Source organism: Streptomyces sp. NBC_01515 (assembly GCF_045040345.1).
In the GTDB taxonomy this organism is placed as follows: domain Bacteria; phylum Actinomycetota; class Actinomycetes; order Streptomycetales; family Streptomycetaceae; genus Streptomyces.
On sequence record NZ_CP109416.1, the window covers coordinates 9,200,814 to 9,216,046 of the forward strand.

13 protein-coding genes are annotated in these 15,233 nt (G+C 71.2%); 5 read left to right on the top strand and 8 right to left on the bottom strand.

What is annotated here, in order from left to right:
* Window positions 1-2: 2 nt before the first annotated feature.
* From OG407_RS41065 to OG407_RS41075, 3 genes are all read right to left on the bottom strand, one after another.
* Entirely contained in the window at window positions 3-1,232 is a 1,230-nt protein-coding gene (locus OG407_RS41065; protein ID WP_405865305.1) for a serine hydrolase domain-containing protein, read from the bottom strand.
* Between the two features lie 65 nt (window positions 1,233-1,297).
* Window positions 1,298-2,656: an MFS transporter gene (locus tag OG407_RS41070; protein ID WP_405865307.1), complete on the bottom strand. Its 1,359-nt coding sequence runs from the start codon at window positions 2,654-2,656 to the stop codon at window positions 1,298-1,300.
* Window positions 2,653-3,234, bottom strand: coding sequence for a TetR/AcrR family transcriptional regulator (locus tag OG407_RS41075; protein WP_405865309.1), 582 nt, complete (start codon window positions 3,232-3,234; stop codon window positions 2,653-2,655). Before OG407_RS41075 ends, OG407_RS41070 begins: the two co-directional genes overlap by 4 nt.
* Window positions 3,235-3,332: 98 nt before the next feature.
* On the opposite strand from OG407_RS41075, the gene OG407_RS41080 reads away from it, so the two are divergent.
* Window positions 3,333-3,782, top strand: coding sequence for a PPOX class F420-dependent oxidoreductase (locus OG407_RS41080; RefSeq protein WP_403605052.1), 450 nt, complete (start codon window positions 3,333-3,335; stop codon window positions 3,780-3,782).
* Window positions 3,783-3,859: 77 nt separating this feature from the next.
* Window positions 3,860-5,950, top strand: coding sequence for a tetratricopeptide repeat protein (locus OG407_RS41085; RefSeq protein WP_405865311.1), 2,091 nt, complete (start codon window positions 3,860-3,862; stop codon window positions 5,948-5,950).
* Here the strand turns inward: OG407_RS41085 and OG407_RS41090 are convergent.
* On the bottom strand, window positions 5,947-7,083 hold the full coding sequence (locus tag OG407_RS41090; RefSeq protein ID WP_405868865.1) for a hypothetical protein: 1,137 nt from the start codon (window positions 7,081-7,083) through the stop codon (window positions 5,947-5,949). The genes OG407_RS41085 and OG407_RS41090 overlap by 4 nt on opposite strands.
* 416 nt (window positions 7,084-7,499) lie before the next feature.
* Between OG407_RS41090 and OG407_RS41095 the strand changes: the two genes are divergently transcribed.
* Complete coding sequence (locus OG407_RS41095; RefSeq protein WP_405865313.1) at window positions 7,500-7,709, top strand: hypothetical protein; 210 nt, start codon at window positions 7,500-7,502, stop codon at window positions 7,707-7,709.
* Window positions 7,710-7,963: 254 nt separating this feature from the next.
* Here the strand turns inward: OG407_RS41095 and OG407_RS41100 are convergent, their stop codons facing one another.
* Window positions 7,964-9,304, bottom strand: coding sequence for an MFS transporter (locus OG407_RS41100; RefSeq protein WP_405865315.1), 1,341 nt, complete (start codon window positions 9,302-9,304; stop codon window positions 7,964-7,966).
* 221 nt (window positions 9,305-9,525) lie between these two features.
* Window positions 9,526-10,191 carry a TetR/AcrR family transcriptional regulator gene (locus OG407_RS41105; protein WP_405865317.1) on the bottom strand — a complete coding sequence of 222 codons (666 nt, stop codon included), beginning with the start codon at window positions 10,189-10,191 and terminating at the stop codon, window positions 9,526-9,528.
* Window positions 10,192-10,359: 168 nt separating this feature from the next.
* Here OG407_RS41105 and OG407_RS41110 point away from each other — a divergent pair, with 168 nt between their 5' ends.
* Window positions 10,360-11,247, top strand: a complete 888-nt coding sequence (locus OG407_RS41110; protein WP_405865319.1) for a shikimate dehydrogenase — start codon at window positions 10,360-10,362, stop codon at window positions 11,245-11,247.
* A 32-nt stretch (window positions 11,248-11,279) separates the two neighbouring features.
* Window positions 11,280-13,088: a bifunctional sugar phosphate isomerase/epimerase/4-hydroxyphenylpyruvate dioxygenase family protein gene (locus tag OG407_RS41115; protein ID WP_405865321.1), complete on the top strand. Its 1,809-nt coding sequence runs from the start codon at window positions 11,280-11,282 to the stop codon at window positions 13,086-13,088.
* Here OG407_RS41115 and OG407_RS41120 read toward each other — a convergent pair.
* On the bottom strand, window positions 13,075-14,538 hold the full coding sequence (locus tag OG407_RS41120; protein ID WP_405865323.1) for a membrane-associated oxidoreductase: 1,464 nt from the start codon (window positions 14,536-14,538) through the stop codon (window positions 13,075-13,077). The genes OG407_RS41115 and OG407_RS41120 overlap by 14 nt on opposite strands.
* A 100-nt stretch (window positions 14,539-14,638) precedes the next feature.
* Complete coding sequence (locus OG407_RS41125; protein WP_405865325.1) at window positions 14,639-15,226, bottom strand: histidine phosphatase family protein; 588 nt, start codon at window positions 15,224-15,226, stop codon at window positions 14,639-14,641.
* Window positions 15,227-15,233 lie beyond the last annotated feature (7 nt).

Genomic DNA, 15,233 nt, shown 5'->3' on the forward strand with positions numbered 1-15,233 from the left:
CCTCAGTCCGTGACCGCCTCGTGCACCAGTTGCTTCAGCTCGGGGATGATCTTCAGGGAGTGCTTCGGCCGCAGCTGGGTCATGAACTGCACGGTGAGATCGCGGCCCGGGTCGACCCAGAACGTCGTCGTCGCCGCGCCGCTCCACCCGAACGCGCCCAGTCCCGTGGGGGATTGGGTGCGCTCGGGGTCGATGACCACGGACACGCTGAGGCCGAAGCCCATGCCGTCGTTGCCGGGCTCCTGGTGCGCGGGGCTGCCGAAGGCGCGCATGTCGGCGCCGCCGGGGAGGTGGTTGCTGGCCATGAGGTCGACCGTCTCGGGGGCCAGCAGCCGGGTGCCGTCGAGTTCGCCCCGGCACCGCAGGAACTCCGCGAACCGGTGCACGTCGTACGGGCTCGCCGCCATCCCGCCGCTGCCCGACAGGAACCGCGGCCGGCCGCCCCGAAGCGGCAGCCCGGCGATCGGCTCGATACCGCCGCCGTCGGCGTCGCCGTACAACTCGGAGAGCCGGTCGGCCTTTTCGTCCGGGACCGAGAAGCCGGCGTCCGGCATCCCCAGCGGCCGGAAGATCCGCTCGGCGAAGAACTCGTCGAGCCGCTGCCCGGACACCACCTCGATGATCCGGCCCAGGACGTTCGAGGCGACGGAGTAGTTCCACTGCGTGCCCGGCTCGAACTGGAGCGGCAGGCTCGCGTAGATGTCGATCGTCTCGGCGAGGTTCGCGCCGGGCGGCACGGACGACTCCAGGTGCGCCTCCCGGTACAGGGCGTCGACCGGGTGCGAGTGGTAGAACGCGAAGGTCAGGCCCGAGGTGTGGGTCATCAGATGCCGGATCAGCATCGGCTGCTCCACCGGCCGCGTCTTGACGTCGGCGCCGGAGCCGCTGTCGTAGACCCGCATGTCCGCGAAGGCCGGCAGATGACGGCCGACCGGGTCGTCCAGGGAGAGCTTGCCCTCCTCCATCAGGATCAGCGCGGCGACCGCGGTGACGGGTTTGGTCATGGAGTAGATCCGGTACAACGTGTCCGGCGTGACGGGCCGTTGGGCCGCGACATCGCGGTGCCCGTGGGCGGTGAGGTGGGCGACGCGACCACCGCGGGTCACGGACACCAGGAAGCCCGGCAGGCGCTCCACGTCGACGTAGTGGGCGAAGTGCTGGTCCAGGCGGTCCAGCGCCTTGTGATCCAGTCCGACCTCGTCCGGGTCGACCTCTTGTCGCAGCTGTGCCATGGCTCTCCTCCGAATTGCGTTCACGAGGTGGGGTCCCGCATACCCGGCCCCGGACACCTCGGAACTCATCGTCGCGCAGGAACACCTGCGCGGTCTCCTGTAACGGGGGGATGTGTGAGCGACGCGACTGTCCGTCCGGGCAGCGCGAGACAGGCGAGAGTGCCGGTCAGGGCCACCGCGGCGAGGATTCCGAGCGCCGATTCGCGGCTACTTCCGGCCATCAGTGCGCTTCCGGCCGCGACCCCCAGCGTCGGCCCCACGTTCACCGCGGTCTGCTTGAGCCCGCCCGCCACCCCGGCCGACTCCACGGCGGCTTCCCGCACGACCACTTGGGTCGCCGCCACCAGGACCGTTCCAAACCCGGCCCCGAGCAGGGCGAATCCCGCACATACGGTGATCGTGCCCGACGCCCGCGACAGCACGAGAACAGCCAGGGCTACGACCGTCATCGCCACGCCGGCCGTACGACGCGCCCCGACCCGGCGCAGCACCACGGCGGTCGCGGGTGCCGCGAGGACCATGGCGGCGGCCAATGGCAGCCCTCGGAGGGCGCTTTGGAACGGGCCAAGTCCCATCGTGTCCTGCAGGAAGTAGGTGACGACGAACAGCGTCCCGGAGAAGGCGGCCGACGCCGCGAGCAGCATCCCGAGCGCCCCGCGGATCGCCGCCGAGCCGACGACGTCCGGCGGCAGGAGCGGATGTGCGGTACGACGTTCATGGCGTACGAAGGCGAAGCCTGCCAGCACGGACGCGGCCAGCCCGGCGGCCGAACCGGGGAGGTCCACCAGCGCCTGGATGAGAGAGGCGAGGGAGAGCGCGAGGAGCAGGGCGCCGGGCAGGTCGAATTGGACCGCTGATGCTCTTTCTCGGTGAGGCTCTCGCACGGTGAGGGCGAGCACGCCGAACACCAGCGAGGGCACGACGTTGAGGAAGAACACGGCCCGCCAGCCCACCGTGTCCACCAACGCCCCGCCCAGCAACGGTCCGGCGGCGGCCGCGATTCCGATCACACTCGTCCGGACGGCGATGGGCATGCCGAGCCGGTCGGGCGGGAACGCGGCGCGCAGCATGCCGAGCGTGGCCGGTTGGAGCAGCGCCCCGAACACCCCCTGGATCACCCGGAGTCCGATCACCCACCCCACCCCGGGCGCCAGCCCGATCCCGGTTGAGGCGAGACCGAAGCCGAGCATGCCGATCCCGAACACCCGCTGATGCCCGTACCGGTCCCCGATCCGACCCGCCGACACCAACAGGCTTGCCACGGCGACCAGATACGCGGTGCTCGTCCACTGGACCTGCGCGAGCGAGGCCCCCAACTCCCGTTGCAGAGTCGGCTGTACGACGGTGAGCACGGTCCCGTCCAGGGCGACGATCGCCGCCCCCGCCGCACTGCTCGCCAGCACGAGCCTTCGTTGGACCGTCATCGGGTGGTCTCCGGACCGAGGTGCGCGTCGAGGGCCGACCGCAGCAGGGGTGCGAAGTCGTCGACTCCGGTGGCGAGTTGGAGGCTGCCCCAGCGCCAGAGCTGGGCGACGCCGTGCAGGTTCGCCCACAACGCGCCCGCGACCAGACGGGCGTCCACGTCGGGACGGGCCCGGCCGACCAGGTCCACCAGGACACCGAACAGCGGCAGGCTGGTGTCCCGCAGCCCCAAGTGCCCGCTTTCCAACAGGTCGTGACGGAACATCAACTCGTACATGCCGGGGTTGGCGAGGGCGAACTCCAGATAGACCCGGCCCAGTGCCGTCAACTGCGCGCGCGGGCTCGCCGTACCGTCCGCGATCGCGCCTTTCGCCCGCTCACCCAGCTCGGCGAAGCCGCGCCGTGCGATCGCGGACAGCAGCTCCAGGTGGGTCGGGAAGTAACGGCGGGGCGCCCCGTGCGAGACACCGGCCCGGCGGGCGATCTCGCGCAGGGTCAACGCCTGCGCGCCCTCCTGGGCCATCAGCTCCACGCCGACGTCGACCAGGCGGCCCCGTAGTCCCGCTTCCGGTTCGCTCATGCTCATAGACACTGTCTACCAACGATCCGTAGACAGTGTCTACTCCCTGGCTCCCGACTCGGGGAATGCGTGACCTGCTTCACACGGTTGATGACTGCATGACTCACGACGCGACGCAGGACGCACTGCTCCAGTTGCTCTCCGAGGGCCACGGCGGGGTGCTGGTCACCCTCAAGAAGGACGGCCGCCCCCAGTTGTCGAACGTCAGCCACGCCTACTACCCCGACGAGCGGATCATCCGTGTGTCGATCACGGACGACCGCGCCAAGACCCGCAACCTGCGCCGGGACCCCCGCGCCTCCTACCACGTGACCAGTTCCGACCGCTGGGCCTTCACGGTCGCCGAGGGCACGGCCGACCTCGCTCCGGTCGCCGCCGACCCGCACGACGACACGGTCGAGGAACTCATCAAGCTGTACCGCGACGTCCTCGGCGAGCATCCGGACTGGGACGACTACCGGGCGGCGATGGTTCGGGACCGGAGGCTGGTGCTGCGGTTGCGGGTGGAGCGGGCGTACGGCATCCCTAAGCGGTCCGAGCAGGGGTGACCCGTCGTCACCATCCTTCACCGGCGCTAAGGTTGATCCGCTGATCGTGAGCGGACGACGGGGGAGTGCACGAGGTGATGGATCTGCTGTCCACGGGCGCCATCGGTGCGGTGTTCGGGGCCGTCGGCTCCGGGATGGCCGGTGAGGCAGGCAAGTTGGCCTGGGAGTCGGCCGGCGGAATGGTCCGTCGCCTCGCCGGACGCGAGGTGACGGCGCCCGCCACCCCCGACGAGGTGAACGCGATCGCGCGCCTGGTCCACGACCGCGTCCACAGCGACCCCGAACTCGCCCTCGCCTGGACCCGGTTCGCGCGAGGCGTGCGCATTCCGGAACCTCTCACCGGGCCGGGGCGCCACTGCCTCCCCTCGGCACCCCGTTCCTTCACGGACCGTCAGGACGCCCTGAAACTGCTGGACAAGGAGGCGACCCGCGCCTTCGACGGCCGTCCACGGCTGGCGCTCCTCCACGGCCCCGAGGGCATCGGCACCAGCACCCTCGCCTTCCACTGGGGCGCACGGCAGGCGGCCCGCTTCCCCGACGGCCAGCTCTACGCCGACCTGCGCGCGCTCGGCCCCGAACCCGTCCTGGCCACGCTGCTGCGCCAACTCGGCCTGCCCGACGAGGACATACCGCCCTCGGCCGCCGACCGGACCGCCCTGTTCCGGCGCTCCCTGACCGACCGGCGCGCTCTCGTCGTGCTCGACCACGCGCGCTCCGCCGCCCAGGTGCAGCCGCTGCTGGCACCGGCGCCGGACGTGGTCACCCTCGTCGTGGCGCGGAATCCGCTGATCGGCCTCGACGCGCTGCGGATCCCGGTCGGACCGCTGGGTCGCCGGGACGCGAAACGGCTGCTCACCGAGCTGGCCGGCAAACCCGCGGTCAGTGCCGCCCGCGCCACGCTGCCCGCCGTACTGGACCGCTGCGCCGGTTCGCCCTACGCGCTGCGCGCCGCCGCACCCCGGCTGACCGAGCCGCCCCTGCCGCCGGAGACACCCGCCGGGTCCGACAACGACCCGGTGACTTCCGCCGTCGAGGACTCGTACCGCCTGCTGGCCCCTGATGCCGCCCGCCTCTACCGCCTGACCGGCCTGTACGACTGGCCCGCGCTCGAAGCCGCCGCGGCCGCCCGCGCCGCCGACATCGACGAGGGCGAGGCCGCCCGGCTCTTAGACGAGTTGGCGAGTGCCCTGCTCATCGAGCCGACCGACGACGGCCGTTACCGCTACCGGCCCGCCGTCCGTGCGCACGCCGCCCGGACCGCCGCCGCCGTGGACGGTATCGCCGCGTGCTCGGCCGCCGTGTCCCGCACCGTCGAGGGCTATCTGCGGCTCGCACTCGCCGCGGCACAGGCCGCGTTGCCCGAGAGCTGGCGCGTCCCGTCCACGCCCACACCGCTGTCGTACGAGAACCGGGGCGCGGGCGTCGCCGCACTCGCCGCCGAAGCACCCAACCTGGTCCAAGCGGTGCACGCCGCCGAGGAGTTCGGCGACTGGGACACGGTCGTCCTGCTGGGTCAGGCCCTGTGGCCGCTCCAACTCAAGGCCGGCCACCACGACATACTGCTGCCCGCGTTGCAGGCCGGTGTCCGTACGGCGGACGCCCATTTCCCCGGCACCCGCACCGCCGGTGCCCTGCACGCCCAACTCGCCCACAGTCTCATGGAGTTGCGCCGCTGGGACGAGGCGGAACCCGAGGCGCTCGCGGCGGCACGGGACGAACGGGCGGGAGGCCATGTGCGCGGCCAGGCCTCCGCCGTCGAGTTCCTCGGCCTGCTCCGGCTGCGCCAGTGGCGCTTCGACGAGGCGTACACGGCCTTCGACGAGGCGTACGGCATCCTCGACGGCATCGGTCCCGCCGACGAGGGCGCCGCCGATCTGCCGCGCGCCCGCGCCCTGCTGGAGCGCCACCGCGGCCGTGCCCTGCGCGGACTGGGCCGCCAGGACGAGGCCGTAGAGCGCCTGGACCGCGCCCTGGCCTTCTTCCGCGCCAGCGGCGAGGCCTACAACACGGCCCGCACCCTCACCGACCTCGCCGAAACCCGCCTGAACGGCGGCGAGTTCACGGCCGCCCGCGCCCTGATCGACGAGGCGACCGCCGCCCTCCGCGACGAGAAGGCCGAACAGCACCTGGAGTATCTGCGCACCCTGCGCGAACGCTGCGAGGGCTAGCCGCAGTTGAACCGAACCCGGTGCACAGCCCCTCCCGTGCCCACGGTCAACCCCTGTGCGACGACCTCGTGCAGTGACTTGCCGGACGCGAGCCAGGAGTACAGGGCCGAGGCGTAGGCCGCCGGGTCGGCGTCCGCGCCCGGGTCGGCGCGCAGGTGCAGCAGGGTGCCGTCCGAGGTACGGACCGTGCAGGTGCCGGGGCCGGTGATGTACGCGGCCAGGGCGCACTGCGGGTGCCGGGCGAGTGTCTCCGTCGTCCAGAGCGCGGGCGATCCGAAGCGCGGATCGTCGGCCGCGCCGTGGCGGAACACCACCTCGGCCAGGGAGAGTTGGGACTGCTCACGGGTGTCCTCGTGCACCGCCATGTGTGTCTCGCCCGGGCCGTCGGGCGCCGGGTGCGGGCCCGCGTACCGGACGACCGAGACCTCGCCCGAGCCCGGCAACGTGGTCAGCACCTGGAGCGGGACCGTGTGCGCCGCGGGCTCGAACGGCGGGAGCGGGAGGGGTTCGAGCAGCGCGGGCGCGTCCGGTTCGGGGATGCCGATGATGTCGTAGAAGAGGTGTCGGAGGCGGGTCGCCGACTCGCCCGGCAGGGAGCTGGTGAAGGTGGCGGGGTCGGGCAACGGGCTGTGCTTGTCGATGAGTTGGGTCAGTTGCGGGCGCAGTGGGCGTGCGGGGTCCAGGCGGGGTGCCGTACGGACGAAGGCGTGCACCGGGGCGTCCGGGGCGAGGCCTGTGAGGGGTGCGGCGCCGAGGAGGACGGGGGTGCCGAGTGCGGCGGCGTAGTAGGTGACCGAGCCGTGGTCGCCGATGACGGCGTCGGCGGCGAGCAGGGCCTGGCGCCAGCCGTGCAGGGGGTCGACGAGGGTGAGGCCGGCGCGACGGGCGCGGTCCAGCCAGGCGCGGAGCTGGCCGGGGCCGTGGCCGTACCAGATGTTGGGGTGCAGGACGGCGGCGAGACGGTACTCGTCGACGGGGAGTTCGGAGGTCAGCCGGGGGAGCAGGGAGGGCAGTATGTCGTCGCCGAACAGGGATTCCGGGTTCCAGGTGGAGTTGAGAACCACGAGTCGCTGCGCACGTCCGACGCCCAGCGCCCGACGGTAGCGCTCCCGGTACGGGCGGGCTGCCAACATGCGGTCCCAGCAGGGGTCACCGGCCAGTACGCCCGTGGGCGCGGCCTCGGGACAGACGGTCCGCAACCGTTCCAACTGCTCGGAGTGCGACAGCACCAGCGCGTCCGCGACGGGCCGCCCGCTTTCGTCGAGCAACCATTCCGGCGACAGTCCGAAAACCGGAGCCGCAGCTTCCGCCGCCTCGCTGCCGGGTGTTGGGTGTTGGGTGTTGGGTGTTGGGTGTTCCCAGCTTCTTAGGATATCCGACGCCGTGTGACAACACGGCCAATACACCGGAAAATGCCCGGAGTTGACCGCCGAAGCTCGCCGACACCGCCAAATCGACCGATGTCTGAACGGCCTGGTCCCAGGGCACCACCGGCACCCCCGTTTCCGCCAGCAACTCCGCGACCCCCGCCCGAAACGCCGACGATCCCGTGCACGTCACCAGCAACTGCACCCGGAAGTCGTCGTGGAACAGCGGCAGTACATCGAGCAGCCGGGTCGCGGAGGTCACGTTGTGGACGACGAACAGCACCTTGCGGCTGTGCCCCCGTGTCGCCCACCGCCCGGCGTCGTCGCCGACCGGCACCCGTATCCACTCCTCGGCCCGCGTCACGCCCCTCGACCACCTTTCGCACGTGTGATCGGGCAACGATAGTCAGCCCCCGGGTCCGCGTGCACCGGCCGCCCCTGAAATCGGCCGGGGCACGCGGAGACCCCTCCCTCGGCGGTAGCGGCGCTGTTCTTTTCTGCTCGTTCCGGCCGATGTTCTTGCGCGAAACGTCATCTGTCAACGGGGTGTCCGCGTACGGGGGAGAGCCCGCACCGGTCCGGACGGCCCCGAAACCGAAACCCCCGGGCAACGGAGCCCGGGGGTGCGGTACTTGGGGAGCGACGGTCAGGCCGTCACCGTCTCCGGCTGCGACGCCTCCCGGGGCGACCGGGTGCCGAGCAGCTCCGTCGGGACCGTGTGGGTCTCGCGGGCCGTGAGCACGGCGATCACCGGCGGGACGCACAGCGCCGCCGTGAACAGCGCCACCGCGGACCAGTCCGTGCCGTCCGGACCCGCGATCTGCGCGGCGAACGTGACCGCGAACCCGGCCACGGCGAAGCCGATCTGGGTGCCGATGGCCATGCCGGACAGCCGGACCCGGGTCGAGAACATCTCGCCGTAGAAGGAGGGCCACACGCCGTTCGCGGCGCTGTAGACGATGCCGAAGGCGACGATGCCGAGGAGCAGGATGAGGGCGTAGGAGCCCGTCGAGATGGCCCAGAGGTAGAGGAACATCGTGATCGCGCTGCCGACCGCGCCGATCAGGTAGACCGGGCGGCGGCCGATGCGGTCGGAGAGCGTGGCCCACAGGGGGATCGCGGCGAGGGCGACGAGGTTGGCGAACGCGCCCACCCACAGCATCGACGAGCGGGACATGCCGACCGAGTCGCTGGTCGCGTAGGCCAGCGCCCACACCGTGAAGATCGTCGAGACGGAGGCGATGAGTGCGCCCGCGATCACCCGCAGGACATCCGCCCAGTGCTCGCGCAGCAGGACCACCAGCGGAAGCTTCACGACGCCCTCGGTCGCCGCCTGCTCGGCGAAGGCCGGGGTCTCCTGGAGGTTGCGGCGGATGAAGTAACCGGCCACCGCGACCAGCACGCTCGCCCAGAATGGAACGCGCCAACCCCACGACAGCAGCTGCTTGTCCGGGAGTTGGGCGACGGCGAGGAACACGAGCGTCGCGATGAGCTGGCCGCCCTGGGTGCCGCCCAGCGTGAAACTGGTGAAGAAGCCACGCCGGTCGGCCGGCGCGTGCTCCAGCGTCATGGAACTGGCGCTGGCCTGTTCGCCCGCCGCGGAGATGCCCTGCAGGACCCGGCACAGCACGAGCAACACCGGGGCGAGCGTGCCGACTTGACCCCGCGTGGGCAGACAGCCGATGAGGAACGTCGACAGGCCCATCAGCAGCAGCGTGAAGATCATGATCTTCTTACGGCCGACCCGGTCGCCGAAGTGCCCGAGGAACAGCGCGCCGACCGGCCGGGCCGCGTAGGCCACACCGAAGGTCGCCAGCGAGAGCAGGGTCGCCGTCGCCGGGTCCGAGTCGTCGAAGAAGACCTTGGGGAAGATCAGGGCTGCGGCGCTGCCGTAGATGAAGAAGTCGTAGTACTCCAGGGCGCTGCCGATCCAGGCGGCGGTGGCGGCCTTTTTCGGTTGCCCGACGGCTTTGGCGGGGACGGACACGGCTTGCTCCTTCGGGGGGACTCCGGAGTGGGCGGAGTGAGCGGCGGGGGAGAGGTGCCGGATCCCTGGGGTGACGGGACGGCGGGGTGACGGGACGGTCGCGCCGGGTGCTGCCGCGCTTCCCAGCTAATTAACCCACTGGGTAGTTAGTAGCGGTTGGCTACGGATGTTGCGCTCACGTTTCCCGGGTGTCAAGAGGCCCTGCCGAAGGATCTCGCGGCTCAGTCCGTCGCCCGCTCCGCCGTCAGATAGGCGATCACCATGTCGCCCAGCATCGTCCGGTAGTGCTCGCGCTGGGCCGGTGCCACCAGGTCGCGGCCGAACAGGGCGCCGAAGGTGTGCCGGTTGGCGACCCGGAAGAAGCAGAAGGAACTGATCATCGCGTGCAGGTCGACGGCGTCCACGTCGGCCGTGAACAGGCCGGACTTCTGCCCCGACTCCAGGATGCGGCGGATCACGTCGAGGGCGGGCGAGCCGATCTTGCCGAGCTTCTCGGAGGCGGCGATGTGCTCGGCGCCGTGGATGTTCTCGATGGACACCAGGCGGATGAAGTCCGGATGCTGCTCGTGGTGGTCGAAGGTCAGCTCCGCGAGTCGGCGGATGGCCGCGACCGGGTCCAGATGCTCGACGTCCAGGCCGCGTTCGGCCTCGCGGATCACGCCGTAGGACCGTTCCAGAACGGTCGTGAAGAGCTGTTCCTTGCCGCCGAAGTAGTAATAGATCATCCGCTTGGTGGTGCGGGTGCGGGCGGCGATCTCGTCGACGCGGGCGCCGTCGTAGCCGGCCCGGGCGAACTCGTGGGTGGCCACGTCGAGGATCTCGGCCTTGGTGCGGGCCGCGTCACGGATGCGCCCGTTCGGTCGTGCCGGTTCTTCGACGCTGGTCATCGGGTTCCTTGGCTTCCTTCGGGCGCAGGCGCGGTGTGCGGCCGATTGTAGAAGGAGCGGCCGGTCACGGGCGGGCGGGTTCCCGGCCGAGGGGTTCCCGTGGCGCGGTGATGCTGATATAGCTAACGTACTAGTTCGTACATTAGTGAGCCGCTCAGGAGGGCCACCGTGGCCGGTGTCTGCAAGGACTCGTATCTCGTCGGGCTGATCGGTTCCGGCATCGGCCCGTCCCTCAGCCCCGCCCTGCACGAACGCGAGGCCGACCGGCAGGGGCTGCGCTATCTGTACCGGCTCATCGACATCGACGTGCTCGGCGTCGGCCCGGAGGCGGTCGGCGAACTGGTGCGCGCCGCCCGCGACTTGGGCTTCGACGGGCTCAACATCACCCACCCGTGCAAGCAGCTCGTCATCGAGCACCTCGACGGGCTCGCCCCGCAGGCCGAGGCGCTGGGTGCGGTCAACACCGTCGTGTTCGGGGCGGACGGCCGCGCGATCGGCCACAACACGGACGTCACCGGATTCGCCGCCTCCTTCGCCCGCGGACTGCCCGACGCCCCCATGGAACGCGTCGTCCAGCTCGGCGCGGGCGGCGCGGGCGCGGCCGTAGCGCACGCCACACTCACGCTCGGAGCCGAGCGCGTCACCGTCGTCGACGCGCTGCCGGAACGGTCCAACGCTCTCGCCGACTCCCTGAACCGCCACTTCGGCCCGGGCCGCGCGGCCGGCGCCACCCCCGACCGGCTGCCCGAACTCCTGGCCGCCGCCGACGGCATCGTCCACGCCACGCCCACCGGGATGGCCGCCCACCCCGGACTGCCCTTCCCCGCACGGCTGTTGCACTCCGGACTCTGGGTCGCCGAAGTGGTCTACCGCCCGCTGGAGACCCAACTGCTGCGCACCGCGCGCGCGTTGGGCTGCGCAGCCCTCGACGGCGGCGGCATGGCGGTCTTCCAGGCGGCGGACGCGTTCCGCCTGTTCACCGGCCGGGAACCCGACAGCGCCCGCATGCTCGCGGACATCGCCGAGTTGGCCGGTGCCGTACCCGCGCCGAAATAGCCGTGCCCGCACCGAAATTGAGAGGTACCCCGATGCGCACGTCCATCGCCACCGTCTCCCTCAGCGGATCCCTCACCGAGAAACTCACCGCCGCCTCCCGGGCCGGCTTCGACGGCGTCGAGATCTTCGAGAACGACCTGCTCGCCAGCCCGTTGACGCCCGAGGAGATCCGCGCCCGGTGCGCCGACCTCGGCCTGACCATCGACCTGTACCAGCCGATGCGGGACATCGAGGCGGTGCCCGAGGCCGAGTTCGCCCGCAATCTGCGCCGTGCCCGGCACAAGTTCGAGCTGATGCGCAGGCTCGGCACCGACACCGTCCTCGTCTGCTCCAGCGTCTCCCCGCTGGCCGAGGACGACGACGCGCTCGCCGCCGCCCAGCTCAGCCAACTGGCCGACCTGGCACAGGAGTTCGGCGTCCGCGTCGCCTACGAGGCACTCGCCTGGGGACGGCACGTCAGCACGTACGACCACGCCTGGCGCATCGTCGAGACGGCCGGCCACCCGGCACTCGGCACCTGCCTCGACAGCTTCCACATCCTGTCGCGCGGCTCTGAACCCAAGGACCTCAAAGGCATTGCGGACATCCCCGGTGAGAAGATCTTCTTCCTCCAACTCGCCGACGCCCCACTCCTCGCGATGGACGTCCTCCAGTGGAGCCGCCACTACCGCTGCTTCCCCGGCCAGGGCGGCTTCGACGTCACCGGACTCGTACGGCACGTCCTGGCCGCCGGTTACGACGGCCCGCTCTCGCTGGAGATCTTCAACGACGTGTTCCGGCAGGCGGAAGCGGGCTCGACAGCGGTCGACGCCCAGCGCTCGCTGCTGGTCCTGCAGGAGACGGTCGGCGTACTGGAGCCCCCCGCTCCCGTCGTCCCCACGGGCATCGCCTTCGCCGAACTCGTCACCCCCGACGCGGAACCCGTCTCGGCCCTGCTCGGTGCCCTCGGCTTCTCCCGCACGGCCCGCCACCGCGCCAAGCCGGTGGACCTGTGGCAGCAGGGCGAGGCCCGCATCCTGGTCAACACCGGCCCCGCGCTACGACGGGACGGCACCGCCCTCGCGGCGATCGGCCTGGAGTCACCCGACCCGGAGGGCGCCGCCCGCCGCGCCGAGGCCCTCCTCGCGCCGGTCCTGCCCCGCCGCCGCGCACCGGGCGACGCCCAACTCGACGCCGTGGCCGCACCGGACGGCACGGAACTCTTCTTCTGCGCCCGCACCACCCCCGAACTCCCCGGCTGGCGAGCCGACTTCACCGACACCACCGGTCAACTGCCCGTCGAGACAGGCGTCCAGCGCATCGACCACCTCGCCCTCACCCAACCCTGGCACCACTTCGACGAGGCAACCCTCTTCCACCGCAGCGTCCTTGGGCTCCAGGCCCAGGAGAGCGTCGACGTCGCCGACCCCTACGGTCTGCTGCGAAGCCGCGCCGTCACCACCCCCGACGGCAGCGTCCGTATCGCGTTGAGTGTCGGCGCGGCCCCGACCGAGGACGGCGCCCACGCCCAGCACATCGCCCTCGCCAGCGAGGACGTGGTCGCCGCGGCCCGCCGCTTCCGCGAGGCCGGTGGCCAACTGCTCCGCATGCCCGCGAACTACTACGACGACCTCGCGGCCCGATTCGCCTTCCCCGAGGGCGAGTTGGAGACGTACCAGGACCTCGGCATCCTCTACGACCGGGACGCGGGCGGCGAGTTCAGGCACTGCTACACCCGGACGGTCGGGCGGGTCTTCTTCGAACTGGTCCAGCGCGGGCCGGGCTACCGGGGCTACGGCGCCCAGAACGCTCCGGTGCGGCTGGCCGCCCAGCACACGGCGAAGCGGCTCACTGGCGGCTGACGGTCCTGGTCACGCCGGTGACGACCGTGGTGGCCAGGATCCAGCCGGTGATGATCAGGCCGTAGGCGAGGTACTGGTACCAGCCGTCCGGCGCGAACGCCTCCTCCTGGCCGAAGGAGATCACCGGGAGCAGCAGGTCGAGCGTGTAGAACACCGGGTTGAAGTGCGGGGCCTCGGACGCCTTGAGGGCGTGGGGGTGGTGCAGGCCGTAGGCGAGGGAGCCGATCGCCAGCAACGACAGCAGCCAGCCGCAGGCGCGCAGCGGGCGGAAGCCGTAGCCGACGGTGGCGTCCTGGACGTAGCCCCAGACGCGGCCGTACCAGGGGCGGGTGCCGCGCAGGCGGCGCTGCTTGGCGAGTTGGACCTGGCGGGCGGCGTGGTCGTCACCGATACGGAGGTAGGCGGCGGTCAACTGTTCGTAGGCGTAGGGGACATAGCCGTCACGGTCTCGTTCGAGCAGCGGCAGTCGGCGCTCGGCCGGTTCGCGCGGGGACAAGGTCGTATAGGTGAGGCCGTCCAGTCGCACCTCGTCGGGCCAGGTCTCCTGTGCCACGTGCAGGGTCTCGATCTGGGACCGGCGCAGATTGACCCTTCCCACGATGGGTTCGGCCTCCCGCAGCCACAATTCCCCGATCACCGCGCTGCTCGCCCGCAGCGCGACGGCTCCGGGGTTCTTCAAGTCGGCGTAGGACAGCCCGAGTTGACCCGGGACGCGAGCGCCGCGCAGGTCGAGACGGCCTCGCACGACGATGCGCATGGCGTGGAGGTCGATGCCGACGGTCAGGGCCTCCGCCTGGAGGGCTGTGTGTCCGGGATGGTCCAGGCGGGCGTCGTCAAGGTTGATCGAACCGGCGACGGTGGCACCGTCGAGACGCACCTGTCCCTGAACCTGCAGTCCGGGCACCCACATGTCGTCGCCGATGGAGGCCTGATTGAGCTGGAGCACCGGCTCCGCCGCGTCCGGTGCCGTGAGCTGTGCCCGTTCCATGAACAGCGCACCCGATATCTGGGCTCCGCCCAGCCGTACGGGTCCCCTCAACCGGCAGTCCGTCAGCCGTAGTACGCCGTCCAGCCGAAGCGTGGCCGCGGTCAGTCCTGGCAGCACCGAGTCACTCAGGTTGAGCTGCCGGAACCGGGCGCCGTACAGGTTGGGGACCTCGTCGAAGTGGCAGTGGTTCAGCCGGACGGAGCGGTCTGTCGTCCCGTACTGGAAGTCGAGTACACCGGTGATCCGGGCACCCTCCAGTTTCAGCGCGGCGATCTCGCCGTCCTCCTGCGGCCCGTTGAGCAGCAGGGCCCGCAACACCTGGGCGCGCACGGTCCGTTCGGGCCCCCAGTCGGCGCCGAGGGTGACGTCCTCGTCGTCCGCCGTACGGAAGTCCACGGACTCGCCCAACGGGAAGGCCCGCCACACCTGTTCCTCGGCCGGTGTCAGATCGTTGATCTCCATCAAGCGGGACTCTAGCCGCGCGGAGGTCCCGGGCACAGGGCACGACAACGGCCCGGACCGCACGTCAACGCGTGGTCCGGGCCGTGGAGTTGTGCCGTTGCTACGGTCGGGTGTTCCACTCCGCGATCACCGGGCGGTCGTGCTCGGTGGAGAGGCGGCTGACCGTGCCGGTGGCCAGTTGGAACAGGCGGCCGTCCGCCGCCGTCAGACCCAGCCGGCGGGCGGTGAGCACCCGCAGGAAGTGGGCGTGGGCCACGAGGATCACGTCACCGTCCACCAGTGCCGAGTCCACCCGCTTCAGTACCCGGTCGGCCCGGGCGCTGATCTCCTCCGGGGACTCGCCGGGGTGTCCGGCCGGGCCCGGCGGCACGCCGTCGGTCCACAAGTACCAGTCGGGGCGGGTGCGGTGGATGTCCACGGTGGTGACGCCCTCGTAGCCGCCGTAGTCCCACTCGTGCAGGTCCGGGTCGGGTACGGCCCCGGTGATGCCCGCGAGTTCGGCGGTCCGTATCGCGCGGCCGAGCGGGCTGGTCAGTGCGAGAGCGAAGGTCCGGTCCGAGAGGAGCGGAGCGAGGCACTTGGCCTGTTCCTCACCGTGCTGGGTGAGGGGCAGGTCGGTCCAGCTGGTGTGCTGGCCCGACACGCTCCACTCCGTCTCGCCGTGGCGGACCAGGAGAAGATCCCCCACGGCGCGC

Bases quoted from the DNA above. Each gene is read 5' to 3' on its own strand.
- OG407_RS41065 (WP_405865305.1), bottom strand. From the start codon at position 1,232: ATGGCACAGCTGCGACAAGAGGTCGACCCGGACGAGGTCGGACTGGAT.
- OG407_RS41070 (WP_405865307.1), bottom strand. From the start codon at position 2,656: ATGACGGTCCAACGAAGGCTCGTGCTGGCGAGCAGTGCGGCGGGGGCG.
- OG407_RS41075 (WP_405865309.1), bottom strand. From the start codon at position 3,234: ATGAGCGAACCGGAAGCGGGACTACGGGGCCGCCTGGTCGACGTCGGC.
- OG407_RS41080 (WP_403605052.1), top strand. From the start codon at position 3,333: ATGACTCACGACGCGACGCAGGACGCACTGCTCCAGTTGCTCTCCGAG.
- OG407_RS41085 (WP_405865311.1), top strand. From the start codon at position 3,860: ATGGATCTGCTGTCCACGGGCGCCATCGGTGCGGTGTTCGGGGCCGTC.
- OG407_RS41090 (WP_405868865.1), bottom strand. From the start codon at position 7,083: ATGTTGGCAGCCCGCCCGTACCGGGAGCGCTACCGTCGGGCGCTGGGC.
- OG407_RS41105 (WP_405865317.1), bottom strand. From the start codon at position 10,191: ATGACCAGCGTCGAAGAACCGGCACGACCGAACGGGCGCATCCGTGAC.
- OG407_RS41115 (WP_405865321.1), top strand. From the start codon at position 11,280: ATGCGCACGTCCATCGCCACCGTCTCCCTCAGCGGATCCCTCACCGAG.
- OG407_RS41120 (WP_405865323.1), bottom strand. From the start codon at position 14,538: ATGGAGATCAACGATCTGACACCGGCCGAGGAACAGGTGTGGCGGGCC.